Annotated in this window: 21 protein-coding genes; 11 read left to right on the forward strand and 10 right to left on the reverse strand. The window is 61.4% G+C overall.

Annotated features, from left to right (window positions below; all coding sequences use genetic code 11):
• Window positions 1-15: 15 nt before the first annotated feature.
• The 5 genes from nuoN to ATY29_RS06985 all read left to right on the forward strand — a co-directional run bounded on the left by nuoN (window position 16) and on the right by ATY29_RS06985 (window position 4,744).
• The gene (gene nuoN / locus ATY29_RS06965) at window positions 16-1,461 is read left to right on the forward strand and encodes an NADH-quinone oxidoreductase subunit NuoN (RefSeq protein WP_003573898.1); all 1,446 of its coding nucleotides are present in this window, start codon (window positions 16-18) and stop codon (window positions 1,459-1,461) included.
• A complete protein-coding gene (locus tag ATY29_RS06970; protein ID WP_097535622.1) occupies window positions 1,461-2,222 on the forward strand; it encodes a biotin--[acetyl-CoA-carboxylase] ligase in 762 nt (253 codons plus the stop codon). Before nuoN ends, ATY29_RS06970 begins: the two co-directional genes overlap by 1 nt.
• 17 nt (window positions 2,223-2,239) lie before the next feature.
• Complete coding sequence (locus ATY29_RS06975; protein WP_003573896.1) at window positions 2,240-3,910, forward strand: ribonuclease J; 1,671 nt, start codon at window positions 2,240-2,242, stop codon at window positions 3,908-3,910.
• A gap of 2 nt (window positions 3,911-3,912) precedes the next feature.
• Window positions 3,913-4,317, forward strand: coding sequence for a methylmalonyl-CoA epimerase (gene mce, locus ATY29_RS06980; RefSeq protein WP_003573895.1), 405 nt, complete (start codon window positions 3,913-3,915; stop codon window positions 4,315-4,317).
• 151 nt (window positions 4,318-4,468) lie between these two features.
• Window positions 4,469-4,744 carry a DUF1467 family protein gene (locus tag ATY29_RS06985; protein WP_003573894.1) on the forward strand — a complete coding sequence of 92 codons (276 nt, stop codon included), beginning with the start codon at window positions 4,469-4,471 and terminating at the stop codon, window positions 4,742-4,744.
• A gap of 317 nt (window positions 4,745-5,061) precedes the next feature.
• Here ATY29_RS06985 and ATY29_RS36760 read toward each other — a convergent pair whose 3' ends face one another.
• Window positions 5,062-5,337 (reverse strand): hypothetical protein, encoded by a 276-nt coding sequence (locus ATY29_RS36760; protein ID WP_164895976.1) that lies wholly within the window; start codon window positions 5,335-5,337, stop codon window positions 5,062-5,064.
• Here ATY29_RS36760 and proS point away from each other — a divergent pair.
• From proS to ATY29_RS07000, 3 genes are read left to right on the forward strand one after another with little or no spacing between them, the layout of a single operon-like run.
• Entirely contained in the window at window positions 5,336-6,658 is a 1,323-nt protein-coding gene (gene proS, locus ATY29_RS06990) for a proline--tRNA ligase (RefSeq protein WP_003573892.1), read from the forward strand. The genes ATY29_RS36760 and proS overlap by 2 nt on opposite strands.
• 15 nt (window positions 6,659-6,673) lie before the next feature.
• Window positions 6,674-7,978 (forward strand): lipoprotein-releasing ABC transporter permease subunit, encoded by a 1,305-nt coding sequence (locus ATY29_RS06995; protein ID WP_003573890.1) that lies wholly within the window; start codon window positions 6,674-6,676, stop codon window positions 7,976-7,978.
• Between the two features lie 14 nt (window positions 7,979-7,992).
• Complete coding sequence (locus tag ATY29_RS07000) at window positions 7,993-8,676, forward strand: ABC transporter ATP-binding protein (protein WP_003573888.1); 684 nt, start codon at window positions 7,993-7,995, stop codon at window positions 8,674-8,676.
• Window positions 8,677-8,933: 257 nt separating this feature from the next.
• Here ATY29_RS07000 and ATY29_RS07005 read toward each other — a convergent pair whose 3' ends face one another.
• Window positions 8,934-9,398 (reverse strand): DUF5680 domain-containing protein, encoded by a 465-nt coding sequence (locus ATY29_RS07005; RefSeq protein WP_097535624.1) that lies wholly within the window; start codon window positions 9,396-9,398, stop codon window positions 8,934-8,936.
• Between the two features lie 501 nt (window positions 9,399-9,899).
• Between ATY29_RS07005 and dnaE the strand changes: the two genes are divergently transcribed.
• Window positions 9,900-13,397: a DNA polymerase III subunit alpha gene (gene dnaE / locus ATY29_RS07010; RefSeq protein ID WP_097535626.1), complete on the forward strand. Its 3,498-nt coding sequence runs from the start codon at window positions 9,900-9,902 to the stop codon at window positions 13,395-13,397.
• A gap of 84 nt (window positions 13,398-13,481) precedes the next feature.
• On the opposite strand, the gene ATY29_RS07015 is transcribed toward dnaE, so the two are convergent.
• The 4 genes from ATY29_RS07015 to ATY29_RS07030 form a co-directional block, all read right to left on the reverse strand.
• On the reverse strand, window positions 13,482-14,735 hold the full coding sequence (locus ATY29_RS07015; protein WP_097535628.1) for a L,D-transpeptidase family protein: 1,254 nt from the start codon (window positions 14,733-14,735) through the stop codon (window positions 13,482-13,484).
• A gap of 92 nt (window positions 14,736-14,827) precedes the next feature.
• A complete protein-coding gene (locus ATY29_RS07020; RefSeq protein WP_003573880.1) occupies window positions 14,828-16,120 on the reverse strand; it encodes a DNA polymerase IV in 1,293 nt (430 codons plus the stop codon).
• A 131-nt stretch (window positions 16,121-16,251) separates the two neighbouring features.
• The gene (locus ATY29_RS07025; RefSeq protein WP_003573878.1) at window positions 16,252-16,929 is read right to left on the reverse strand and encodes a hypothetical protein; all 678 of its coding nucleotides are present in this window, start codon (window positions 16,927-16,929) and stop codon (window positions 16,252-16,254) included.
• Window positions 16,930-16,931: 2 nt separating this feature from the next.
• Complete coding sequence (locus ATY29_RS07030) at window positions 16,932-17,240, reverse strand: DUF3572 domain-containing protein (RefSeq protein ID WP_003573876.1); 309 nt, start codon at window positions 17,238-17,240, stop codon at window positions 16,932-16,934.
• Between the two features lie 130 nt (window positions 17,241-17,370).
• Here ATY29_RS07030 and ATY29_RS07035 point away from each other — a divergent pair, with 130 nt between their 5' ends.
• Together ATY29_RS07035 and ATY29_RS07040 are read left to right on the forward strand one after the other, a co-directional pair.
• Window positions 17,371-17,742 carry a response regulator gene (locus ATY29_RS07035; RefSeq protein ID WP_003547430.1) on the forward strand — a complete coding sequence of 124 codons (372 nt, stop codon included), beginning with the start codon at window positions 17,371-17,373 and terminating at the stop codon, window positions 17,740-17,742.
• An 18-nt stretch (window positions 17,743-17,760) separates the two neighbouring features.
• Window positions 17,761-19,134 carry a PleD family two-component system response regulator gene (locus ATY29_RS07040; RefSeq protein WP_003573874.1) on the forward strand — a complete coding sequence of 458 codons (1,374 nt, stop codon included), beginning with the start codon at window positions 17,761-17,763 and terminating at the stop codon, window positions 19,132-19,134.
• 751 nt (window positions 19,135-19,885) lie between these two features.
• On the opposite strand, the gene rpmG is transcribed toward ATY29_RS07040, so the two are convergent.
• The 4 genes from rpmG to rnr all read right to left on the reverse strand — a co-directional run bounded on the left by rpmG (window position 19,886) and on the right by rnr (window position 24,432).
• Complete coding sequence (rpmG, locus tag ATY29_RS07045) at window positions 19,886-20,053, reverse strand: 50S ribosomal protein L33 (protein WP_003547442.1); 168 nt, start codon at window positions 20,051-20,053, stop codon at window positions 19,886-19,888.
• A 93-nt stretch (window positions 20,054-20,146) separates the two neighbouring features.
• On the reverse strand, window positions 20,147-21,331 hold the full coding sequence (locus ATY29_RS07050) for an MFS transporter (RefSeq protein ID WP_097535630.1): 1,185 nt from the start codon (window positions 21,329-21,331) through the stop codon (window positions 20,147-20,149).
• A gap of 256 nt (window positions 21,332-21,587) precedes the next feature.
• Entirely contained in the window at window positions 21,588-22,040 is a 453-nt protein-coding gene (locus ATY29_RS07055; RefSeq protein WP_003573871.1) for a DUF983 domain-containing protein, read from the reverse strand.
• A 19-nt stretch (window positions 22,041-22,059) separates the two neighbouring features.
• Window positions 22,060-24,432, reverse strand: a complete 2,373-nt coding sequence (gene rnr / locus ATY29_RS07060; RefSeq protein ID WP_003573869.1) for a ribonuclease R — start codon at window positions 24,430-24,432, stop codon at window positions 22,060-22,062.
• Window position 24,433 lies beyond the last annotated feature (1 nt).

Here is a 24,433-nt window from a genome sequence, read left to right on the forward strand (position 1 = left end):
CGGGACTTATCGGACATGACCGCTGAAACAATTCTCCTCAGTCTGCATCTTTCCGCGCCGGAGCTCATCCTTGCGGTCGGCGCCCTGGTCCTGTTGATGGTCGGCGTCTTCTCGGGCGAGCGGTCGGGCCTTGTCGTCACCGGCCTCGCCATCGTCCTGCTGTTGGCCGCCGGCCTGTGGCTGCTCTTCGTGCCGGCAGAAGGCCTCGCCTATGGCGGCGTCTACATGGCCGACGGTTTCTCGCGCTTCATGAAGCTGGTGGCGCTCATCGGTTCGCTGGTCGCCCTGGTCATGACGATGGGGCATGCGCGCGAAAATCAGCTCGACAAGTTCGAGTTCCCGGTTCTGCTGGTGCTGGCGACGCTCGGGATCCTGCTGATGATCTCGGCCAACGACCTGATCTCGCTCTATCTGGCGCTGGAACTGCAGTCGCTGGCGCTCTATGTCGTCGCCGCGATCAACCGCGACAGCCTGAAGTCGACGGAAGCTGGCCTGAAATATTTCGTCCTCGGCGCGCTGTCCTCCGGCATGCTGCTCTACGGCATGTCGCTGGTCTATGGTTTCACCGGCCACACGCATTTCTCCGAGATCGCCCAGGCGCTTTCGGTCGAGGGCGCGCGTTCGCTCGGCCTGATCTTCGGCCTGGTCTTCATTCTCGCCGGCATTGCCTTCAAGATCTCGGCCGTTCCCTTCCACATGTGGACGCCGGACGTTTATGAAGGCGCGCCGACGCCGGTCACCGCCTTCCTGGCCGCTGCCCCCAAGGTTGCCGCCATGGCGATGATGACGCGCATCGTCATCACCGCCTTCCAGCCGGTTCTGGCCGACTGGCAGCAGGTCGTCGTCTTCATCTCGATCGCCTCGATGCTGCTCGGCTCGTTTGCCGCGATCGGCCAGAAGAACATTAAGCGGCTGATGGCTTATTCGTCGATCGGTCACATGGGCTATGCGCTGGTCGGCCTTGCCGCCGGCAACCAGACCGGTGTTTCCGGCGTCATGCTGTATATGGTCATCTATATGGTCATGACCCTCGGCACCTTCGCAATCATCATGTCGATGCGGCGCAAGGACGGCACCGTCGTCGAAAACGTCGACGATCTGGCCGGCCTTTCCACGACCAACCCGTTCATGGCCGTGGTGCTGACGGCGCTGATGTTCTCGCTCGCCGGCATTCCGCCGCTCGCCGGCTTCTTCGCCAAGTACTTCGTCTTCGTCGCCGCCATCGAAGCCAAGCTCTATGCGCTTGCCATTATCGGCGTTCTCGCCTCGGTCGTCGGCGCCTATTATTATCTGCGCGTCATCAAGCTGATGTGGTTCGATGAGGCGACCGGCGAATTCGCCCGGGTTTCCGGCGCGCTGCGTCTGGTCTTCGGTCTCTCCGGTCTCTTCGTCACTGCCTATGTGCTCATCGGCGGCCCGATCGGCGGTGCGGCAGAGCTTGCCGCCGCGACGCTCTTCTGATGGGTTCCGACGGACGCCGGATATCGCTCGGCGATTTCAGGCACGAGGCTCTGTCGGAAACATCGTCCACCAACAGCGAATGCCTTGCCCGGGCTCGGGCGGGCGATGGCGGCAATCTCTGGGTGACCGCCGAGCGGCAGTCCGGCGGCCGCGGCCGTCGCGGCAGGCTCTGGGTTTCCGAACGCGGCAATCTCTACGCCTCGCTTCTATTGGTCGATCCGTCGCCGATGGAGCGCCTCAGTTCTCTGCCGCTTGCCGTCGCCGTTGCCGTGCACCAGGCGATCCGCCGGGTGCTGCCGCTGGGCGCCGAGCCGCTCGAGGTCAAATGGCCGAACGATATCCTCATCGGCCGAAAGAAGACCTGCGGCATCCTCGTCGAAGGCGAGGGGCTGCCGGACGGCCGCTACGCGCTGATCATCGGTATCGGCATCAATGTCTCGGTCATGCCGGATAATCCGCTCTACCCTGCCACCTGCCTGCGTCAGCAGGGAAGTGCGGCCTCGCCGGAGGAACTCTTCGCCCATCTCTTCGCCGCCATGGCGGATGTGCTCGAAATCTGGGATCAGGGCCGCGGCATCGGTGAGATCACGGCGCTCTGGCGCGCGGTCGCCTGCGGCATCGGCGAAAAGATCACGGTGAATTTGCCGGACCGATCGATTTCCGGACAATTCGCCGGAATAGATGATAATGGCTTGTTGATGCTCGATACCGGCACTGGCAGGATAATGCCCATTGCTGCCGGTGATGTGTTTTTTGAATAGCGGAAAAAACGAAAATTATGGCGAAACAGGACGAGTTGGTATTCCTGCCTCTGGGCGGCGTTGGCGAGATCGGCATGAATCTCGCTCTCTATGGCTACGGCCCGTCAGAGCATCGCCAATGGATCATGGTCGATTGCGGCGTCACCTTTCCCGGCCCCGACCTGCCGGGCGTCGATCTCGTGCTGCCCGATATCCGCTTCCTCGCCAGTGAACGCAAGAACCTCAAGGCGATCATCATCACCCATGCGCATGAAGACCATTATGGCGCGCTCGCGGATCTCTGGCCGGGTCTCAACGTGCCGGTCTATGCCTCGGGCTTTACATCAGGTCTGCTCGAAGCCAAGCGCAATTTCGAGAAGGCCAGAATCGGTGAGGTGCCGGTGACGCCGTTCAAGGCAGGCGACACGATCAATGTCGGCCCATTCAGCATCGAAGGTGTGGCCGTCAACCATTCGATCCCCGAGCCGATGTCGCTGATGATCCGCACGCCGCTCGGCAATGTCATCCACACCGGCGACTGGAAGATCGACCACGAGCCTTCGCTCGGACCCCTGACCGATGAGACGCGTTTCCGTCAACTCGGCGACGAGGGCGTTCTGGCGCTGATGTGCGATTCCACCAACGCGCTGCGCGACGGTGTCTCGCCCTCCGAAAAGGATGTATCGGAAAGCCTGCGCAAGATCATCGAGGATGCCGAGGGCCGGGTGGCGATCACCACCTTTTCGTCGAATGTCGGGCGCATCCGCACCGTTGCCGAAGCTGCCGAGGCGGCCGGCCGCGAAGTGCTGCTGCTCGGCAGCTCGCTGAAGCGGGTCGTCGACGTTGCCCAGGATATCGGCCTGATGGAGGGCGTAAAACCCTTCATCTCCGAGGAGGAATACGGCTACATCCCGCGCGACAAGGTCGTCGTCATCCTGACCGGCAGCCAGGGCGAGGCGCGGGCAGCCCTTGCCAAGCTCTCCCGCGACGAGATGCGCAATGTTGCCTTTGCCGCAGGCGATATCGTCGTCTTTTCCTCCCGCGCCATTCCCGGCAACGAAAAGGCGATCCAGGATATCAAGAACGGCCTCGTCGAGCAGGGCGTGCACATCATCACTGATACCGAGGCGCTGGTTCACGTTTCCGGCCATCCCCGCCGCAACGAATTGCAGCGGATGTACGAGTGGACGCGGCCGAAGATCGTCGTGCCGGTGCATGGCGAGGCGACGCATCTGACGGCGCATAAGGAACTCGCCGAGCAATCGGGCATCGCAATCGTGCCGCGCGTGCGCAACGGCGACATCCTGCGGCTCGCGCCCGGTGCCGCCGAGGTGATCGGCGAGGCGCCGCACGGCCGCATCTACAAGGACGGTTCGCTGATCGGCGATTTCGACGAGATGGGCATCGGCGAGCGCAAGAAGCTCTCCTATGTCGGCCATGTCGCGGTCAGCGTCGTGCTCGATGCCCGCTACGACATCGTTGGAGATCCCGATCTCGTCTCGATCGGCCTGCCCGTTTATGACGACGAGGGCGAGGAGATGGAAGATACGCTCTTCGATGCGGCGATCAGCGCCATCGAAAGCATTCCCCGCGCCCGTCGCAAGGATATCGACATGGTACAGGAGGCCGTGCGCCGCGCCATCCGCGCCGCCGCGAACCATGCCTGGGGCAAGAAGCCGGTCGTAACCGCCTTCGTCACCAAGGTCTGATCATGCTCGGCCGGGTGAACCACATCGCCATCGCCGTTCCCGATCTGGCGGCGGCGACGGCCGCCTATCGCGACACGTTGGGTGCTGCGGTATCAGAGCCGCAGGCTCTGCCGGAACACGGCGTCACCGTCGTCTTCGTCGAATTGCCGAACACCAAGGTCGAATTGCTGCAGCCGCTTGGGGAAACCTCGCCGATCGCAGCCTTCCTCGAAAAGAACCCCTCCGGCGGCATGCACCACATCTGTTATGAGGTGGACGATATTCTGCTTGCCCGTGACCGGTTGGTCGCGGCCGGGGCGAGGGTGCTCGGCGATAGCAAGCCGAAGACCGGCGCGCATGGCAAGCCGGTGCTGTTTCTGCACCCTAAGGATTTCTTCGGCACGCTGATCGAACTCGAACAGGCCTGACATCCGCTTTGGCTGCGGCAGAGTGACCCGAAGGCGGGGAAATTCCTCGTTCGCTTTGAATTGGCCGCCGTTCCGCCGTATAAGGGCGCCCAACTCAAAATGACAGAACGTCCTTCGCCGTCCTGTCGGCACGACACCACTGGGAACCACAATGCTCCAGACCTTCCTTCAGGGATTTGCCGTCTACTTCATCGTCTGGTGGATGACGCTTTTTGCCGTGCTGCCGATCGGTCTGCGCACCCAGGCTGAGGACAACGACGTCGTGCTCGGCACTGTTCCGAGCGCGCCCAGCCGGTTTCGTGCCGTCTTTACCTTTTCGCTGACGACGCTGATATCGGCTCTGATTTACGGCCTCTGGTATGTCTGTGACACCTATTTCGGCTGGGGCTTCGATGCCCTTCCACAACTCGGGCCGAGCTTCTACTAAAACCTAGCTTTTGCCCAAACTTTGGGCAGATGTAAATTTAGCCGGACGGCATGCCGTCATACCGCCGTCATGCTTTTGCAGCAAAGAGCGCACGTAACGGAATGAGGCCCATCTCCTTACGGAAGCGGGCGGATTTTGGAGTGGGATGGGAAGCCGAAAAACCAAAAAAAAACAAGGCTAAAAGCCTTGTTTTAAGTATCGCGTGATCCGTAACCGTTGCCGGGGCTGCGACGAGCGCGCCTAAGATCTGATCCTCCCAAGACTTGACCGCGAATTCGGCAAGAATTTATCCTTCCTGCCTGTTTTGTGAGCTAAAGCTAGCTCAAACATTGGGCTTTGTCATCAGCTTTTTTTGCATTTTTGCTACACTCTAGCAAAATTTTTCTGTTGACAAGATTTTCGTTCAAGTCCTTATAAACACGCGCTTTTTCACGCCCTGTCATTTTGCGGCTGCGAACATGCGCGTGCGGGAGGTTGCCGACATCAGTTGCGGGTTTCCTTCCTGCCGCGAAGCGGCTATGAACGCTGCCGACATTAACCATTGTCTTTCGATTCCGCTTTCGGCGGATCTCAACTGCTTCGGAATCCGCCATGCGTCTGTCCCGCTATTTCATGCCCATCCTCAAGGAAAACCCCAAAGAGGCGGAAATCGTCTCCCATCGGCTGATGCTGCGGGCCGGCATGATCCGCCAGCAGTCGCAGGGCATTTATTCCTGGCTGCCGCTCGGCAAGCGCGTGCTCGATAAGGTCAACGCCATTATCCGCGACGAGCAGAACCGGGCCGGCGCCATCGAGCTGTCGATGCCGACCCTGCAGTCGGCCGAACTCTGGCAGGAGAGCGGCCGTTACGACGCCTACGGCAAGGAGATGCTGCGCATCAAGGACCGGCAGGACCGGCCGATGCTCTATGGTCCCACCAATGAGGAGATGGTGACGGATATTTTCCGCTCCTCCGTCAAGTCCTACAAGGACCTGCCGCTCAATCTCTATCACATCCAGTTGAAGTTCCGCGACGAGATCCGCCCGCGCTTCGGCACCATGCGCTCGCGCGAATTCATGATGAAGGATGCCTATTCCTTCGATCTGACGCGTGAAGCGGCGGAGCATTCCTACAACAAGATGTTTGCCGCCTACCTCAGAACATTCGATCGGCTCGGCCTGCGCGCCATTCCGATGCGCGCCGATACCGGCCCGATCGGTGGCAATCTCAGCCATGAATTCATCATTCTTGCCGATACCGGCGAATCCGAGGTCTTTTGCCACAAGGATTTCGTCGGCTTCGATATTCCTGGCGAAAGCACCGATTTCGACAGCGTCGAAGGCCTGCAAGCGATCTTCGACAAATGGACCTCGCTCTATGCGGCGACTTCGGAAATGCACGACGAGGCGGCCTTCAACGCCGTTCCCGAAGGCGACCGCCTGTCGGCCCGCGGCATCGAGGTCGGCCATATCTTCTATTTCGGTACGAAATATTCCGAGCCGATGGGCGCGAAAGTGCAGGGACCGGACGGTAAAGAACACTTCGTTCACATGGGTTCCTACGGTATCGGCCCGACACGCCTTGTTCCCGCCATCATCGAAGCCTCGCATGATGATAACGGAATCATCTGGCCGGCATCGGTTGCGCCGTTCGATGTCGTGGTGATCAACATGAAGGCGGGCGATCAGGCCTGCGACGATACTTGCGAGCTGATCTATGCCGCGCTGAGCAAGGCCGGCAAGGATGTGCTCTATGACGATACCGACGACCGGGCCGGCACGAAGTTCGCGACCGCCGACCTGATCGGCGTGCCTTTCCAGATTATTGCCGGCCCGCGCGCGGTCGCAAACGGCGAAGTTGAGGTGAAGGACCGCAAGACCGGCGACCGCGAAACGATGACCATCGAAGCGGCGATCAACAGGTTCCTGGCTTAAGGAAACGGAGGCGAAATGGCAGAGGCAGCAGTGGACCGGAGTTCGAAATCCGGCTTGGGTCCGGCTGGCAAGCCATTTTCCACCTTCGAACGCCTCGTGGCGTGGCGCTATCTGCGCGCCCGCCGCAAGGAGGCCTTCATCTCGGTGATCGCCGGCTTCTCCTTCGTTGGCATCATGCTCGGCGTTGCGACGCTGATCATCGTCATGGCCGTCATGAACGGCTTCCGCACCGAACTCGTCTCGCGCATCCTCGGCATCAACGGCCATATGATCGTCCAGCCGTCCGATGGCCCTTTCACCGATTATCCCGATCTCGCCAGCAGGCTCGCGGCTGTGCCCGGCGTCAAGATGGCGCTGCCGCTGGTGGAAGGCCAGGTGCTTGCCTCCGCTCAGGCCGGCGGCAGCACTGGCGCCCTGGTGCGCGGCGCCCGTGCCGAAGACCTGACGAAGCTCAAGACGATTTCCGGCAACATCAAATCAGGCGACATGGTGGGTTATGCCTCCGGCCAGGGTGTGCTGATCGGTACCGGCATGGCCAACCAGCTCGGGTTGAGCGTCGGCGATCTCATTACACTGACGTCTCCGGATGGTGACATCACGCCGATGGGCGTCAGCCCCCGCGTCAAGTCCTACAAGATCTCCGGCCTCTTCGAGATCGGCATGTCGGAATATGATTCCTCGATCATCTTCATGCCGCTCGAGGAGGCGCAGCTTTATTTCAATGCCGAAGGGCTGGTGCAGTCGATCGAGCTTTTCGTCGATCACCCCGACGATATCGACGCGCTGAGGCCCAAGGTGGAGGAGGCGGCCGGCCGCCAGATTAACCTCACCGACTGGCGCCAGCGCAACCAGACTTTCTTTTCGGCACTGCAGGTCGAGCGCAACGTCATGTTCATGATCCTGACGCTGATCGTGCTTGTGGCGGCGCTGAACATCATCTCCGGTCTGATCATGCTGGTGAAGGACAAGGGCAGCGATATCGCCATCCTGCGTACCATGGGCGCCAGCGCCGGTGCGATCATGCGGATCTTCTTCATGACCGGGGCGGCGATCGGTATCGTCGGCACCCTTGCCGGAGTGCTGCTCGGCGTTCTCGTCTGCGTCAACATCGAGTCCATCCGCCAGTTCTTCTCCTGGATTTCCGGCACCGTGATCTTTAATCCGCAGGTCTATTTCCTCAGCCAGCTGCCGGCCGAGATGCAGCTCAGCGAAACCATTTCGATCGTCGTCATGGCGCTGACGCTCTCCTTCATCGCGACGATCTTTCCGGCCTGGCGCGCCTCCAGGCTCGATCCGGTGCAGGCCCTGCGCTACGAATAAGGAATGCCGACTTCATGAACCGCAACGTCGTTCTCAAGCTTACCGGCGTCGAGCGCCATTACGGGCAGGGCGATACGCTGCTCCCGATCCTGAAGGGCGCGGAATTTTCGCTGTCGAAAGGCGAGATCGTCGCTCTCGTCGCTCCGTCGGGGACCGGCAAGTCGACGCTGCTGCATATTGCCGGCCTGCTGGAGCATCCAGACGGCGGTGAAGTCACCATCAACGGCCATGCGTGCGACGGCCTTTCAGACGAGAAACGTACCGGGATCCGCCGCAGCGAGATCGGCTTCGTCTACCAGTTCCACCACCTCTTGCCCGAATTTTCGGCGCTCGAAAACATCATGATGCCGCAGCTGATTGCCGGACTGTCCTGGAAGGAAGCCGGCGAGCGGGCCGGCCAGCTCCTCGATTATATGCGCATCGGCCATCGTGGCGCCCATCGCCCCGGCGAGCTTTCCGGCGGCGAGCAGCAGCGCGTCGCGATTGCCCGCGCCGTTGCCAATGCGCCAAGCTTGCTTCTTGCCGACGAGCCGACCGGCAATCTCGACCCGGAAACGGCAGCCTACGTCTTCGACGCGCTGGAGGCGCTGGTGCGCCAGTCCGGCCTCGCGGCGCTTATCGCCACCCACAATCACGAACTCGCCCGCCGCATGGATCGGCGCGTGACGATCTCGGACGGCAAGATCGTCGATTTCTAAAACCGCGGTCTATGGCTGTCCGGCTTGCGCCGATGCGCAACCGGCTGGATAGTGTGCTGCCCCTCACCCTAACCCTCTCCCCGTAAAAACGGGGAGAGGGGACGCGCCATGCGAGAGGTTTGCGGGAGGCCGAGAGGGTGCGGCATATCCCGAAGGTGCCGGCAGGCGGATGAGGGGCTGGTTCCGCCGATCTCGCCGTTCTCCTGGCCGTACACCACGCACTCAATCGGCAATTCGAACCCGAGGCAGCACTGCGGTCACGGGATGACCAGTCCGCCGTGATAATCGAGCATATAGGCCTTGCGGCCGTCGACCATGATGCATTCGTGGCCGCTGAAGCGCTTGCAACTGCCCTCGCTGCGGTCGAGATAACGGCCGAGCGGATGATCGAATTCCATTCCGCCAAGAAAGCGCCCCTGCCGATACATGGCTGAAAGTGCCGCCTTGATCACCGTCCCGGCGGCAGCGCCGTCGATGACATCCGGTGCAACGATCCATCCGAAATAATTCATCACCCAGATCGGCTCGCCGGCAGACCACACCACCTCCTGTCCGGCGAAATCGGTGCCGCCGAAATAGCTGTCGAGATAGCGCCAGTCGCCGCTCTCGTAACCGATATCATGGGAACCCTGTCGGCAGGGCGCGCTCGGCACGCCGCCGCCGACATAGGTCGCGGCCTTGGCCTCCACGACGAATTCATTCAGCATCGCAATGTCGACCATATCGTTCTCCTCTCGGCCGAATGCTGGCAAATATGCAGCAACGTGTAAAGAACAAAAGCGGAACAATAGTCGGAAAGAAGTGGCTCGCTTTAAACGGAGGTCAGACGGCTGAGGCCATGCTGATCTGAGGCGGATCGGGCGAGGACCACGGCCTGTCCATTACACGCGTGTCGGTCCCTCCCGATTCGCAATGCGCTGCCGGAGATTCTCCGAACACAAGAAAGGAGGAAAAGATTCCTGTTGACAATGGAACATATATCGAACAAATTGAAAACATAACGAGTAAAGGAGAGCCAAATGACTGACATGATCCGTGATATCGCAGCATTCACCTCCATCGCAATGTTCGTTGCCAGCTTCTCGCTGATTGTCATGGCGATCTAAAGTTTTCAGGGGACCGCATGGCAATCATGCGGTCCGGACGTGGGACTTCTGCTGGACATCATCGCCCTCTATGCCGACAATGCGCCCGATTCATTCGGGTGATTGGGAAGGCATGTCATGGTGGATACGGCAAAGGGTTCTACGGCTGAGGCGACCGGCGGCACGCCGGGCTTCATCCATCTGAGGGTCCATTCTGCCTATTCGCTTCTTGAGGGCGCTTTGCCGCTGAAGAAGATCCTCTACAAGGCGACCGGCGACAGCCAGCCGGCAATCGCCATTACCGACACCAACAATCTGTTCGTCGCACTGGAATTTTCCCAGAAGGCGATGGACGAGGGCCTGCAGCCAATCATCGGTTGCCAGGTCTCGATCGACATGGAAGACGGGTTGGAAACGGAAAAGCGCGGCGGCCAGCAGGCCCTGGTCAAGCTGCCGTCGATCGTTCTTCTCGCTGCCACGGATGCCGGTTACGAACGGCTGGTCGATCTCGTCAGCCGCGCTTATCTCGGCGGTGAAAGCAACCAGGCCATTCATGTCAGAGCCTCCTGGCTGGCGGAGGCCGGCACCGAAGGGCTGATTGCTTTGACCGGCGCCCTGACCGGGCCGGTCGACGCGGCGATCAAAGAGGGCCATTCCGCCCAGGCGGAAGCCCGGCTACTCGCGCTGAAGAGCCTGTTCGGCGATAGGCTCTATGTCGAACTGCAGCGGCACGGCACCTACGACAAGCGCCACGAGCAGAGGATCGTCGGGCTCGCCTATGCCCACGACCTGCCGCTGGTTGCGACCAATGAGGCCTTCTTCCCGACCCGCGACGATTACGACGCCCATGATGCGCTGATGGCGGTCGCCCACAACGCCATCGTCTCCGACGACAGCCGCTTTCGCTTGACGCCGGACCATTATCTGAAGAGCCGGGCCGAGATGGCCAAGCTTTTCGCCGACCTGCCGGAAGCGCTGGAAAATACGATCGAGATCGCCAGGCGCTGCTCCTTTGTGCTGAAGACGCGCAAGCCGATCCTTCCCCGCTTCACCGGCGCGACCGACGATGCCGAGGAAGCCGAACGCGCCGAGGCGAGCGAATTACGCCGCCAGGCGGTCGAAGGGTTGGACCTGCGGCTTGCGACGCTCGGCATGTCGCCGGGTTACGAGGAAAAGGAATATCGCGAGCGGCTGGATTTCGAGCTCAGTGTCATCGAGCGCATGCGTTTTCCTGGTTACTTCCTGATCGTTGCCGACTTCATCAAATGGGCCAAGCAGCACGATATTCCGGTCGGTCCCGGCCGCGGTTCCGGCGCAGGCTCGCTTGTTGCCTACGCCTTGACGATTACCGATGTCGATCCGCTGCGGTTTTCGCTGCTGTTCGAGCGCTTCCTTAATCCCGAACGCGTCTCGATGCCGGACTTCGACATCGACTTCTGCCAGGACCGCCGCGAAGAGGTGATCCGCTACGTCCAGGCCAAGTATGGCCGCGAGCAGGTGGCGCAGATCATCACCTTCGGTTCGCTGCAGGCGCGCGCCGCCCTTCGCGACGTCGGTCGCGTGCTTGAGATGCCCTACGGTCAGGTCGACAAGATCTGCAAACTCGTGCCGAACAACCCGGCCAACCCGACGCCGCTGTCGAAGGCGATCGAGGAGGAGCCGAAGCTGCAGGAGGAGGCGGCAAAGGAACCGGTCGTCGCGCGCCTGCTCGACATTGCCCAGAAGATCGAGGGGCTTTACCGCCATGCCTCGACGCACGCCGCCGGCATCGTAATCGGCGACCGGCCGCTCTCCAAGCTGGTGCCGATGTATCGCGATCCGCGCTCCGACATGCCGGTTACCCAGTTCAACATGAAATGGGTGGAGCAGGCCGGCCTCGTCAAGTTCGACTTCCTCGGCCTGAAGACGCTGACGGTGCTGAAGGTCGCCGTCGATTTCGTCGCCAAGCGCGGCATCGCGGTCGACCTTGCCGCCATTCCTCTCGACGACAAACCAACCTACGAGATGCTGTCGCGCGGCGAAACGGTCGGTGTGTTCCAGGTGGAAAGTGCCGGCATGCGCAAGGCGCTGATCGGCATGAAGCCGGACTGCATCGAGGACATCATCGCGCTGGTGGCGCTCTATCGTCCGGGCCCGATGGAGAATATCCCGACCTACAATGCCCGCAAGCACGGCGAAGAGGAGCTGGAATCGATCCATCCGATGATCGACCACCTGCTCAAGGAAACTCAAGGGGTCATCGTCTATCAGGAACAGGTGATGCAGATCGCCCAGGTCCTGTCCGGCTATTCGCTCGGTGAAGCCGACCTTCTGCGCCGCGCCATGGGCAAGAAGATCAAGGCCGAGATGGACCAGCAGCGCGAACGCTTCGTCGTTGGCGCCGTCAAGAACGGCGTCTCGAAGCCGCAGGCCGACAATATCTTCGAACTGCTGGCGAAGTTCGCCAACTACGGCTTCAACAAGTCGCATGCCGCCGCCTATGCCATCGTCTCCTACCAGACGGCCTATATGAAGGCGCATTATCCGGTCGAATTCCTCGCCGCCTCGATGACGCTCGACATGTCCAACACCGAAAAGGTCAATGACTTCCGTCAGGATGCCAAGCGCTTGGGTATCGAGGTGATCGCACCCTCGGTCCAGACCTCCTTCCGCCACTTCCAGACCGGCGACAACCGCATCTATTACGCGCTCGCCGCCCTCAAGGGCGTCGGCGAATCCGCCGTAGACCATATCGTCGAGGTGCGCGGCGACAAGCCGTTTGCCGGTATCGAGGATTTCTGCCTGCGTATCGATCCGCGCCAGGTCAACCGCCGCGTGCTCGAAAGCCTGATCTTTGCCGGCGCCTTCGATTGTTTCGACATGGACCGCGCCCAGCTTGCCGCCGGTCTCGACCGCGTTCTCGGTTATGCCCAGCGCGCCCAGGAGAACAAGCTGAGCGGCCAGTCGGACATTTTCGGCAGTACGCTGACCTCGGGGCCCGAGAAGATCTCCCTGCCGCCGTTTTCGCCCTGGCTCCCCTCGGAGCGGCTGCTCAAGGAGTTCCAGGTGCTGGGTTTCTATCTCACCGCCCACCCGCTCGATTCCTACAACAACATCCTGCAGAAGATGCGGGTGCAGACCTTTGCCGAGTTTTCTCAGGCGATCAAACAGGGCGCCTTCAATGCACGCCTCGCCGGTACCGTCATTTCGAAGCAGGAGCGCAAGACCCGCACCGGCAACAAGATGGGCATCATCGTCTTTTCCGATTCCTCCGGCCAGTTCGAGGCGGTGCTGTTTTCGGAAATGCTGAACCAGTATCGCGACGTGCTGGAATCGGGAAAATCCTTCGTGCTGACCGCCACCGGCGAGGAGCGGCCGGAAGGGATCGGCCTGCGCATCCAGACGATCCAGTCACTGGAGGAAAAATCACTGCAGATGCAGAAGGCGCTGCGCGTCTATGTCAGAGATTCCGGGCCGCTGAAGATGGTCGCCGGCCATCTCAACGCCAAGGGCGACGGCCTCGTTTCCTTCATCGTCATCAAGGAGGACGGCAAACGCGAGGTGGAAGTGGCGCTGTCGGAGAAATACCGCATCACGCCGGAAATCGCGGCCGCTCTCCGCGCCGCCCCCGGCGTCGTTGATGTCGAGCTTGTCTAGAGATGATGCGCATCACCTAGGGTGATTTTTGTCACTTCGGATGATGGTTATCACCTGGGATGATGGTATCGCCCGGGATAATCATCAGCCTCGGGTGATGGTGATGAAATTCGTGCCTTCGCCGGTATCCCGGCCGAGGCCGGTATCGGAGATCGTCAGCGTCGAGCCGGGCGCGATCAGCGCCTCGATCCTGCGGCGGGTCTCCTCCGGGACCGTGATCCGGCTGAGCGAACGGGCGATCGGTCTGCCGCTGATGATCGAGCTTTCCTGATTGGTGATGCCGAGCCGCTTCATCGTCTCGCGCGAGAGATTGTTTTGGAGTGTGATGCCGAGCCAATCCGCCGTACCGGCCTTCTCATCGACTGCATGCAGCGTGAAGAAATGCGTGCCGAGCGCCAGGCCCGGATCGGCGATCGTCAGCGGCGCTTCGAAGATTGGCTTGAACGCCTGGCGCACCATGATGACGCCGTTCGGCGGCTCGCCCTTGCCTGTTGCGGCATAGACGGATTTGAGCAGCGTCTCGGAGACCAGGCTCCTGTCGCCGGTAAATTCCGCCGGCCGCAATGTCTTGAAAGCCTTGATCGCCTCGACGGTCGCCGGCCCGAGCAACCCGTCAGGATTACCGGCGGGAAAGCCGAGCTGGTTGAGCAGGGTCTGGATGTCGATCACCGTCTCGCGCAGCGTACGGCGGGTGATCAGCATGCTGATCGGTTCGGTCGGCGGTTTGGGTTGGGGCATTGCAATTGGCGCGGCCGGCATCGGCATCGCCGCCGTGTCGTTCATCGCCACCTGCACCGGTGTCCCCGGGCTGTCGGGCATCGAGGGCCGCAATTCGACATCCGAAAGCAGCAGCATCGGCGCCGGCGCCTCTGGATGGAAAAGCGTCGGATGGTCGATCGGCTGCGGGACCACTTCGCCGTCGCTGATGATGACGGGAATACCGGGCTCGGTCATCCCGTAAAGCTTTTTCGCAAAAACGCCGGGCATGCGCACGCAGCCATGCGAAGCCGGATAGCGCGGTACGGAATTGGATTCGTGCAGCGCAATGCCCGACCATGTTAGCCTTTGCATGAAGGGCATCGGCGCGTTCGAATAGAGATTGGATTCGTGGTATTTCTGCTTTTCGAGCACCGAGAAGATGCCGCTCGGCGTCGTGTGCCCGTCCTTGCCGGTCGAGACTTTTGAAGTCGCGACGACCTCGGTGCCGTCATAGACCGCAAGCGACTGCTTGTCCTTCGAGACGATGATCTGCAGCGTGCGTGCATCCGCGGCAAGAGCAGGGTGCACGAGTGCGGTGGCCGACAGCAAGCCGAGGCCGAAGACGAGACGCGAGAACATGATACCCAACCATACGCAATACTGGTCCGGCACACTATGGGACGAAGTTTAAGGAAGATTTTATAGGCTCGACAGGAACCTGGACTCACGCTTTAGTGATCGCGCTTGCCGCTGCCGAAGGTGTAACCGGTCTCGACCGTGTTCTTGCCGAACTTGTCGCGCAGCTTGTCCATCGCCGCTTCGGCGGCCGCCCGCCGGCCCGATTGCCGGTCGATGAGATCGGGCGGATCGGCGCGCGCGGCATCGCCGAGATCGGTGACGCCGATGCCGAGTAGCCGGAACTTCGTGCCGTCGGTCTCCTTTTCGAGAAGCTCGAGCCCGATGCGGAAGATCTTGTCGGCCAGCTGGGTCGGGTCTTCCAGCTTGCGATTGCGTGTGCGTAGCTTGAAGTCGGCGGTCTTCATCTTCAGGACGACGGTCTGGCCGGCGATGTCGTTTTTCTTCAGCCGCCAGGAGACCTTTTCCGAAAGATTGCGCAGGATCGGCACCAGATCGTCATAACGTGAGATGTCGTCGAAGAAGGTCGTCTCGGACGACACGCTCTTGGCCGCATCGTTGAGATGCACTTCGCGGTCGTCGATCCCGCGCGACAGCCGGGCGAGCCGCTGGCCGATGCTGCCGTAGCGGCGCATCAGGTCGTTTTCCTCCATCTGCTGCAACTGGCTGATGGTGCGGATGCCGTCGGCCTCCAGCGTCGCCGCAAAGGCCTTGCCGACGCCCCAGATCGTGGTGACCGGACGCGGCGCCAGGAACTCGACCGCTTCCTCACGGCCGATGACGGAAAAGCCGCGGGGTTTCTGCAGGTCGGAGGCGACCTTGGCGAGGAATTTGCAATAGGAGAGCCCGACCGACACGCTGATGCCGATCTCCTTTTCGACCCGGCGGGCGAATTTGGCGAGCGTGCGGGCCGGCGGATCGTGATGCAGCCTCTCCGTGCCTTCAAGCTCCAGGAAGGCCTCGTCGATCGATAGCGGCTGCACCAGCGGCGTCAGATCCTGCATCATGGCGCGCACCTGGCGCCCGACCCGGACATATTTTTCCATGTCGGGGCGGATGACGATCGCTTGCGGGCAGGCTTCCAGCGCCTTAAACATCGGCATCGCCGAACGCACGCCGTGGATGCGGGCGATATAGCAGGCGGTGGAGACAACGCCGCGTTTGCCGCCGCCGATGATCACAGGCTTGTCGGCAAGTTCCGGATTGTCGCGTTTTTCGACGGCCGCATAGAACGCGTCGCAATCGATATGCGCAAGCGTCAAAGCATAGAGCTCGCGATGGCGCACCAACCGGGGGCTGCCGCAGGAAAGGCAGCGGCGAGCCTCGCCCTTCTGCTCGGCAAGGCAGTCGCGACAGAAGCCGGGTGTCTTGTCGGGCGCGGGCGTCATCATGAGAACAAAGGTTGAACGCCGGGACAATACGCCCTAAGCTTCCGAGTCTCAAGAGAGGGCGGGAGCTTTGCCTTTGGATAACGATCTTCGTTTCGAGACGGTAACGCGGCGCAAAGAAGGCCGCCCGCTCATGCGGCTGGAACTGCAGGGCTGAAAGCGCCGGCAATGAAATGCGCCTCGATCAGGGCGGCCGCATGCGCCCAGTCGCTGACGCGGGTGATGTCGTCGGCGGCTGCCGGCGCGAAACGATGGACGGGCGAGTCGGGCATCAGGTGAATCAGCAGGCAGTCGGCAACATATTCCCTTACGGAATGCAGATTGCGCGCCATATCATCGATGAAGACGACGGGAAGGGAGCGGCTGGCATGCAAGGCGTGAACGATCGGCCCCTTGGGCTCTTCGCTGGCAAGCAGCGGAAAAAGCAGGCCCATCCTGTCGAGCAGGCGGCGGCGCTGGTCCTGGAACCGCGGCTGCATGGCGGTCAGGAAAAGCACGTCGGCCTCCCGCGAAAGCCGGTCGAGCGTTTCGACGACGCGGTCGAGCGGCGTCTGCCAGAGCTCCTGCGTCTCGAAGAATTCCTCGATCAGCCGGCTGACCTGCTGGTCCCCGATCTCGACGCCATCCGCCTGCGAGACGATGTTGCCGTGCAGCTTGAACGAGCGTGGCAGAAATGCGTGGCCCTGGCTTTGCAAGAAAAGCTGGAACGGGCCGATGAATTGCAGCACGACATCGTCGACATCGCAGACGATCAGCGGCCGTTCGCCGAGCCGGATATGCGAGATATCGAGGTCCACAATGCCGGTCACCGTCAGTATTCCCCGGAATCGAGGCCGGGCGAGGAGAAATGCTGCCAGGCGGCGGTGACCGTTTCCGGGCTGATGCCGCTCGCCGCGCAGAAAGCCATTGCCGTCGGTTCGTGGTTCATCAGGAAATCCATCATGCCGGCGAGAAACCCGGGATCGTTGACGGCGCCGCGCACCTGGCCGGGAGCCACACCGGTCAGCGCCAGGAAGCGGCCGAACATGTCGGGATCGTCGGCAAGCCAGCCGAGCACGGCGATCGCGGTAGCGTGCGGGTCGGCGGCCGGTTGTTTCGAAGTCTTGAAGTTGCTTTGCATTTCGAGGGGTAAGTTACCTTTTCTTCAACCAAATACCGCTAGCGTGCGCTATCGGTTTTACGCAGCTACCGTCCGCATGCCTTTCTCATGGGACGAACCGCTGCGCGAACGGACGTAGGGACAGCTTGTCATGCCCAAACAGGTGATGATTGTAGAAGATAACGAGCTCAACATGAAGCTCTTTCGCGACCTCATCGAGGCGTCCGGTTATACGACGATCCAGACCAGAAACGGTATGGAGGCGCTGGATCTGGCGCGCAAACATCGCCCCGACCTCATCCTGATGGATATTCAGCTTCCCGAGGTCTCTGGTCTCGAAGTGACGAAATGGCTGAAGGAAGACGACGAGCTGCACGTGATTCCCGTCATTGCCGTCACGGCTTTCGCGATGAAGGGCGACGAGGAGCGGATCCGCCAGGGCGGCTGCGAAGCCTATGTTTCCAAGCCGATCTCGGTTCCGAAATTCATCGAGACGATCAAGACCTATCTCGGCGATGCCTGACGCATCGGAAAGACACCTATGACTGCGCGAATACTGGTGGTTGACGATATTCCGGCCAATGTGAAGCTGCTTGAAGCGCGGCTGCTTGCCGAATATTTCGACGTGATGACCGCGGCCGACGGCTACACGGCGCTGGCGATCTGCGAGCGCAACCAGGTCGATCTCATCCTGCTCGACATCATGATGCCCGGTATCGACGGTTTCGAGGTCTGCGAGCGGCTGAAGGCCAGCCGCAAGACCGCCCATATTCCTGTCGTCATGGTCACGGCACTTGATCAGCCGGCCGATCGCGTCCGTGGCCTGAAGGCCGGCGCCGACGATTTCCTCACCAAGCCGGTCAATGATCTTCAGCTGATCTCACGGGTGAAGAGCCTGCTGCGGCTGAAGACGCTGAGTGACGAGCTGCGCATCCGCGCCGATACCGCCCATACGATGGGCATCGACGATCTCATGCGGGCAGGCGAGGGGCGCATCGACGAGGCCGGTCAGATTCTGCTCGTCGATGGTCGCGCCAATTCGCAGGAGCGCATCATCAAGGCGCTGAAGCCCGTCGCCGACGTGCTTGCCCTTTCCGATCCGCAGGCAGCGCTCTTCGAGGCGGCGGAAAGCCCGTTTGATCTCGTCATCGTCAACGCCAATTTCGATGATTACGATCCGCTTCGCCTCTGCTCGCAGCTGCGCTCGCTGGAGCGCACGCGCTTCCTGCCGATCCTGATCATCACCGAGCAGGGTGCTGACGAGATGGTCGTGCGCGCGCTCGATCTCGGCGTCAACGACTACATCATCCGCCCGGTCGATCCCAACGAACTGGTTGCCCGCAGCCTGACGCAGATCCGCCGCAAGCGCTGCAACGACCGTCTGCGCGCCAGCGTCAAGCAGACGATCGAGCTTGCCGTGACCGATCCGCTAACCGGCCTTTATAACCGGCGCTATCTCGACAATCACCTGAACGTGCTCTTCAACCGTTCGATGGCGCGGGGCCGGCCGCTTTCGGTGCTGATCACCGATATCGACCGCTTCAAGCAGGTGAACGATACCTATGGCCATGATGGCGGCGACGAAGTGCTGCGGGAGTTTGCCAATCGCGTCCGCTCCACCATTCGCGGCGCCGATCTCGCTTGCCGCTACGGCGGCGAGGAATTCGTCGTCGTCATGCCGGATACCTCGCCGGAAATTGCCGCCACCGTCGCCGAGCGCCTGCGCGCGGCCGTCGAAAGCGCGCCCTTCAGGCTGAAACACTCGGGGGAGGCGCTGAACGTCACTGCGTCCTTCGGCATCGCCTCGCGTATGGGCTCGGTGCTGACCCCGGATCAGCTGATGAAGCAGGCCGATCTTGCGCTTTACGAAGCCAAGAATACCGGCCGCAATCGCGTCGTCGCCGCAGCCGCTTGACGAATCACCTTGGTGCCATAGGCGCCATTTGCGGGTTTTCCACTGCGGTAAGCGAATTATTACGGATCTTTAATCTTCGGCCGCGCGATGCGGGGCGATAATTTTGCAGCTCAATAGCCCAAAAATCGCCTTTCGGCGTTGCTGCGGATATGCCGCCGCGCGATAGTGTTGAGGGTGCCGGAATCCTGGCTCCAGATGAAATAGGGACTATAAAAAGCGCCTGTCGCCTGCAGGTTCAAATAGAGCGCGGCGATCTCACCTCACGTAAGGGTAGGGGAGGCGTAAGTTGTTCAGTTATAGTGTCGAATTTCTTGGAGTGGTCGGCCAATAGGCTTCAGGCTCAAGCAGAGCCGACAAATTTCTATATGTCCCAAAATTGGACTTTTAACCATAGAATCACACTCATATAATTCACCATTAAGAATTTGTTGATTTTCTTTCATTTCTGCGCAAATTATCGGCTCATAAGAGAAGCGCTCCCGCTGAGGAGTTGTCGATACCCCATGATGCTCAGGTCCGCCGCATCTCCTGGGTCGTGGGGTCGGTCGGCTAGTAGGCAAGTTATAGCGGTTCCTCGTGCCGTTTTGCATGCTGGCCGACCCCCTTTCAAGAAAACGCCGCCACTTCCCGAAGATGGAAGGGCGGCGTTTCTCTGTTTGCGCTATCATCTTTCGAAGCGGGCCAATTCGGGCAATAAAAAACGCGCAACCCGAGGGCGCGCGCTTTTTTACGAAATCCTGAGATCAAGCGATTACTTGATCTTGGTTTCCTTGAACTCGACATGCTTCTTAGCAACCGGGTCGTACTTCGTCTTCGTCATCTTGTCCGTCATCGTACGGCTGTTTTTCGTCGTGACGTAGAAGAAACCGGTGTCGGCTGTCGACAGCAGCTTGATCTTGATTGTTGTAGCCTTGGCCATAGTCGTCCTGCCTTTAAGAAAAATGAAAGCCGTGGAAGCCGGATGGGCTCCACGGCAAATTCTGGCGCGAAACTACGAATCCAGCTCGAAAAGTCAAGTCCGTTTTCGAATGAACATCAGTCTGATGCCGGAAAGTAGGGCGTAAAGACCGAAGAAACCGGCAATCGCCCAGGCAAAACCGTTGTTTCCGGCGACATCGATCGCCGCACCGATTGCCTGCGGCCCGGCCACGGTTCCCATCGCATAACAGAAGACGAAGGCGGCATTGGCCGCCGCAAGGTCGGAACCCGTCAGCCGCGAGCCGAGATGGCTGAGGCCGACCGTATAGAGGCCGGAGACGCAGCCGCCCCAGAAAAGCAGTAGCCCGGCCATTAGCAGCCAGTTGTCGACCAGCAGCGGCAGCATCAGCGAGCCGATGAAGCCCATCAGCGCCATGCCGGCCAGCAGCGGCCGTTTGTCCGGAATGCGGTCGGAGAGCAGACCGAGCGGGATCTGGAAGATGACGTTGCCGACGCCCATCATGGTGAGCAGAAGCGCTGCCTGCGATTCGGTGAAATGGGCGCGCACCGCAAAGATCGGAAAAAGCGACAGCCCGCCCGCTTCGACCGCGCCGAAGATGAAGACCGCCGCCGTCGCCGTCGGCACCAGGAAGACGTAGCGCATGAAATGCAGCTCCGGTTTTTCCTCGAGCGCCGGGCTCTCGTCGCGGGCGATGAAGATCGGAATGGCGGCAAGCAGGATGGCGCAGGCGCCGATCAGGAAGGGGAAGATGCCGTCGCTGCCGAGGATCGAAAACAGCAGCGGCCCGGCGGCGAAGCCAAGCGAAAGCACCGTCGCATAGATGCCGAGCACGAAGCCGCGTTTGGACGGCGGCGAGGCGGCGTTGATCCAGAATTCGGAGAGGATGAACAGCGTCGTCGTTGCGCCATGGAAGGCGAAACGCAGCGGGAACCACATCCAGAAATCCTCGGCATAATAAAAACCGAGTGCGCTCAGCGCCGAAATCAGCACTGCCCAGAGCATTGTCGGCGCAACGCCGTATTTATGCGCGAGCTTGGTGGTGATGGGCGCGGCCGCCATCGCCGCCACACCTGCCATCGCCGTGTTGAGCCCGATCAGGGTGGACGAGATGCCGCGTTTTTCCAGGATGATGCTGAGAAGCGGGAGTCCGAGGCCGATTGCTATGCCGACGGCTGATATGGACGAGATGGCTGCCACCAGAGAAGGCCAATGGATTTCCTCGACATCGCCCGGTGTGCCGTTTCTCGGCTGAGACATTTATCCATCCTTAGAAAGCTGCGCGAGCGAGTCGGCCGGTCCCGTCAGATAGATAGACACAGACGTGCCAAATCCGGCTGACGGATGCCGCTTCGCAGTGTTTCCGATGTGAGTGACCATCTGCGGAATGTAAAGCCCGTTCGGCCAAGAAATGCTTACCATGTCGGGTCGTTGAGGATCGTCGGCTGCCGCATTCGGGTGGTGGTCGGTGGAGCGCTGGCCCTACACGTTAAATATGTCTGGAAGGTGAAAGCGATCAATCCGGGCGTCCGGGAAGGTCATAATCGTCCGGATCGTCGCTCTCGCCGCCGAAACCGTGCATGCGCAGCGCCCATTGCAGGCCGATGACGCCGCCCTTGATCGGCTGGATCGAGGCAAGGGCGGTGATGACGGTGATCGGCGCCCAGATGGCAATATGCACCCAAACCGGCAGCACGAAGGTCAGGTCGGTCAGCATATAGCCGCCGACCACGACATGGCCGAGAACGAGGATGACGATATAGGGCGGCAGGTCGTCGGCGCGTTGGTGATGCATCGCCTCGCCGCAGGCCGCGCAATGATCGACCGGCTTCAGGAAGGCGCGAAAGAGCTTGCCGCTGCCGCAGGCCGGGCAGCGGTTCATCAGCCCACGCAGGATGGAGCGTCCCAGCGGGCGCTCGACCTCGGGCGCATCCCCGTAGCGGACGGCCGGATCGGTCGGTGTGCTCATCGCATGTTCCTCTTCGGAGCTAGCGCCGCCCGCGCGGTGGCCTCGTTCCGGGTTTCTTGCGGACCTGACCTCTTTCGCGGCGGCCGGCTTTGTGGAAGGATCGCACCGCCGCTGGCATTTCGCGCCCTTCGCTGACCATTTCGAAACGCAGCGCACCGGCAAGCGGGATCGCCTCGGCAAGCTTCACCGTGACGTTGTCGCCAAGGCGGTAGCCGAGCCCGGTTCTTTCACCCGAGAGCGCCTGATGCGCCTCGTCATAAATAAAATAGTCGGTGCCGAGCGTAGATATGGGGACGAAACCGTCAGCGCCATAGTCCGGCAGGGCGACAAAGAGGCCTGATTTCGTCACACCCGAGACCCGTCCGGCGAATTCCTCGCCGACGCGGCCCGCAAGGTGATGGGCGATCAGCCGGTCGACCGTCTCACGCTCGGCCGCCATCGCCCGGCGCTCGAAGGTCGAGATTTCGGCGGCGATATCGTCGAGCGTGCCTTCTTCCTCGGGCGTGATGCCGCCTTCGCCGAAGCCGAGCGAGCCGACAAGGGCGCGATGCACAATGAGATCGGCGTAGCGGCGGATCGGCGAGGTGAAATGCGCATATTTCATCAGGTTGAGGCCGAAATGGCCGATATTCTCCGGGCTGTAGATTGCCTGGCTTTGCGAACGCAGCACCATCTCGTTGACCATGGTCTGGTGCGGCGTGCCGTCCGCCTTCGCCAGGATGCCGTTGAAATTGTTGGCGCGCATGTTGCCGCCCTTGGCAAGCGGGATGCCGAGTGTGGCCAGGAACTCGCGCAGGATTTCCTGCTTGGCAAGCGTCGGGCCGTCATGGATGCGGTAGATCAGCGTCTGGCGTCTCTTTTCCAGCGTCTCGGCGGCGGAGACGTTGGCCTGGATCATCATCTCTTCGATCAGCTTGTGCGCATCGAGCCGCGGCGGCACATGGACCCGGTCGACCGTGCCGTCGGGCTTCAGCAGGATCTTACGTTCCGGCATGTCGAGTTCCAGCGGCTGGCGTCGGTCGCGTCCGCGCTTCATCACCTCATAGGCGTGCCAGAGCGGCTTCAGGATCGGCTCGAGCATCGGTCCGGTCCGATCGTCCGGCTTGCCGTCGATTGCCGCCTGCGCCTGCTGGTAGGAGAGTTTGGCCGCGCTCTTCATCATGACACGATGAAAGGTGTGGCCGATCTTGCGGCCTTCCCCTGAGAAGCTCATGCGCACGGCGAGTGCCGGGCGGTCGACGCCTTCCTTCAGCGAGCAGAGATCGTTGGAGATGCGCTCCGGCAGCATCGGCACGACGCGATCCGGGAAATAGACCGAGTTGCCGCGCTTCAGCGCCTCGCGGTCGAGCGGCGACTTCGGGCGGACATACCAGGAGACGTCGGCAATCGCCACAGTGACGATGACGCCGCCGGGATTGTCGGGCGAGGGGTCGAGTTCGGCATAGACGGCGTCGTCATGGTCTTTGGCGTCGGCCGGATCGATGGTGATCAGCGGCACGTCGCGCCAGTCCTCGCGATGCGACATCGTTGCGGGCTTTGCGTCCTCGGCCTCGGCGACAACGGCGGGCGGGAAGACATGCGGAATGCCGTGCGCATGGATGGCGATCATCGAGATCGCCTTTTCCGAGCCGACGGAGCCGACGACGGAAAGCACCTTGGCGCGCGGCAGGCCGAAACGGCCGAGACGGGCGATTTCGACTTCGACCAGATCGCCGTCGGCAGCACCGCCGGTGAAGTCGGGATCGATCACCATCTCCTCGCCGCGCCGCTCAATCGGCAGTAGCCGGCCACCGCCGCCCGGCGCCGTGCGGAAAACGCCCATCGAGGCGCCGCGGCGCTTGTCGATCACCTTGATGATCCGCGCTGTGTAGGCCGGCCCGCCGCGATCGACGGCCGGGAAGATTTTCGCCAGGATGCGGTCGCCGAGGCCCGCGACGGGTGCCTTGCCCTTGCCCTGGCGGCCCGCGGGCGATTGCTGGCGGATGGCGACGGCAGGGGCGACACCCTGGTCCTCCGGCCATTCCGCCGGCCGGCCGATCAGATCGCCGTCCTTGTCGCGCGTGGTGATGTCGAGGACGGTGACGGGCGGCAGGGCACCGGGACGGATCAGCGACTTGCGGGTCTTCTGCAGCATGCCTTCCTGCTCGAGCTCCTGCAGCATGTGCTTGAGCTCGACGCGGTTGTCGCCCTTCAGGCCGAAAGCCTTGGCGAGTTCGCGTTTGGACGCTTTCTGCGGATGATCGGCGATGAAGCGCAGGATCACCTCGCGCGAGGGCAGCGCCCCGTGGACGATGTTCAGCGGCTCGACGGCGGGAGCATCCTTGCCGGCGCGGCCGATCTTGCCCGGACGTTTGCCCGCAGGGTTCGTTCTGTCGCGCGGTATTCTGCTCACG

The organism is Rhizobium hidalgonense, from assembly GCF_002914525.1.
Lineage (GTDB): Bacteria > Pseudomonadota > Alphaproteobacteria > Rhizobiales > Rhizobiaceae > Rhizobium > Rhizobium hidalgonense.

What these genes read in the sequence shown, in the direction of transcription:
- ATY29_RS06970 (WP_097535622.1), top strand. Translation starts at nt 1,461, where the DNA reads ATGGGTTCCGACGGACGCCGGATATCGCTCGGCGATTTCAGGCACGAG.
- ATY29_RS07015 (WP_097535628.1), bottom strand. Translation starts at nt 14,735, where the DNA reads ATGTTCTCGCGTCTCGTCTTCGGCCTCGGCTTGCTGTCGGCCACCGCA.
- proS (WP_003573892.1), top strand. Translation starts at nt 5,336, where the DNA reads ATGCGTCTGTCCCGCTATTTCATGCCCATCCTCAAGGAAAACCCCAAA.
- ATY29_RS07050 (WP_097535630.1), bottom strand. Translation starts at nt 21,331, where the DNA reads ATGTCTCAGCCGAGAAACGGCACACCGGGCGATGTCGAGGAAATCCAT.
- ATY29_RS07020 (WP_003573880.1), bottom strand. Translation starts at nt 16,120, where the DNA reads ATGACGCCCGCGCCCGACAAGACACCCGGCTTCTGTCGCGACTGCCTT.
- ATY29_RS07040 (WP_003573874.1), top strand. Translation starts at nt 17,761, where the DNA reads ATGACTGCGCGAATACTGGTGGTTGACGATATTCCGGCCAATGTGAAG.
- ATY29_RS07030 (WP_003573876.1), bottom strand. Translation starts at nt 17,240, where the DNA reads ATGCAAAGCAACTTCAAGACTTCGAAACAACCGGCCGCCGACCCGCAC.
- ATY29_RS36760 (WP_164895976.1), bottom strand. Translation starts at nt 5,337, where the DNA reads ATGGCGGATTCCGAAGCAGTTGAGATCCGCCGAAAGCGGAATCGAAAG.
- ATY29_RS06985 (WP_003573894.1), top strand. Translation starts at nt 4,469, where the DNA reads ATGCTCCAGACCTTCCTTCAGGGATTTGCCGTCTACTTCATCGTCTGG.
- dnaE (WP_097535626.1), top strand. Translation starts at nt 9,900, where the DNA reads ATGGTGGATACGGCAAAGGGTTCTACGGCTGAGGCGACCGGCGGCACG.
- ATY29_RS07000 (WP_003573888.1), top strand. Translation starts at nt 7,993, where the DNA reads ATGAACCGCAACGTCGTTCTCAAGCTTACCGGCGTCGAGCGCCATTAC.
- ATY29_RS07035 (WP_003547430.1), top strand. Translation starts at nt 17,371, where the DNA reads ATGCCCAAACAGGTGATGATTGTAGAAGATAACGAGCTCAACATGAAG.
- rpmG (WP_003547442.1), bottom strand. Translation starts at nt 20,053, where the DNA reads ATGGCCAAGGCTACAACAATCAAGATCAAGCTGCTGTCGACAGCCGAC.
- ATY29_RS07005 (WP_097535624.1), bottom strand. Translation starts at nt 9,398, where the DNA reads ATGGTCGACATTGCGATGCTGAATGAATTCGTCGTGGAGGCCAAGGCC.
- ATY29_RS07055 (WP_003573871.1), bottom strand. Translation starts at nt 22,040, where the DNA reads ATGAGCACACCGACCGATCCGGCCGTCCGCTACGGGGATGCGCCCGAG.
- ATY29_RS06975 (WP_003573896.1), top strand. Translation starts at nt 2,240, where the DNA reads ATGGCGAAACAGGACGAGTTGGTATTCCTGCCTCTGGGCGGCGTTGGC.
- mce (WP_003573895.1), top strand. Translation starts at nt 3,913, where the DNA reads ATGCTCGGCCGGGTGAACCACATCGCCATCGCCGTTCCCGATCTGGCG.
- nuoN (WP_003573898.1), top strand. Translation starts at nt 16, where the DNA reads ATGACCGCTGAAACAATTCTCCTCAGTCTGCATCTTTCCGCGCCGGAG.
- ATY29_RS06995 (WP_003573890.1), top strand. Translation starts at nt 6,674, where the DNA reads ATGGCAGAGGCAGCAGTGGACCGGAGTTCGAAATCCGGCTTGGGTCCG.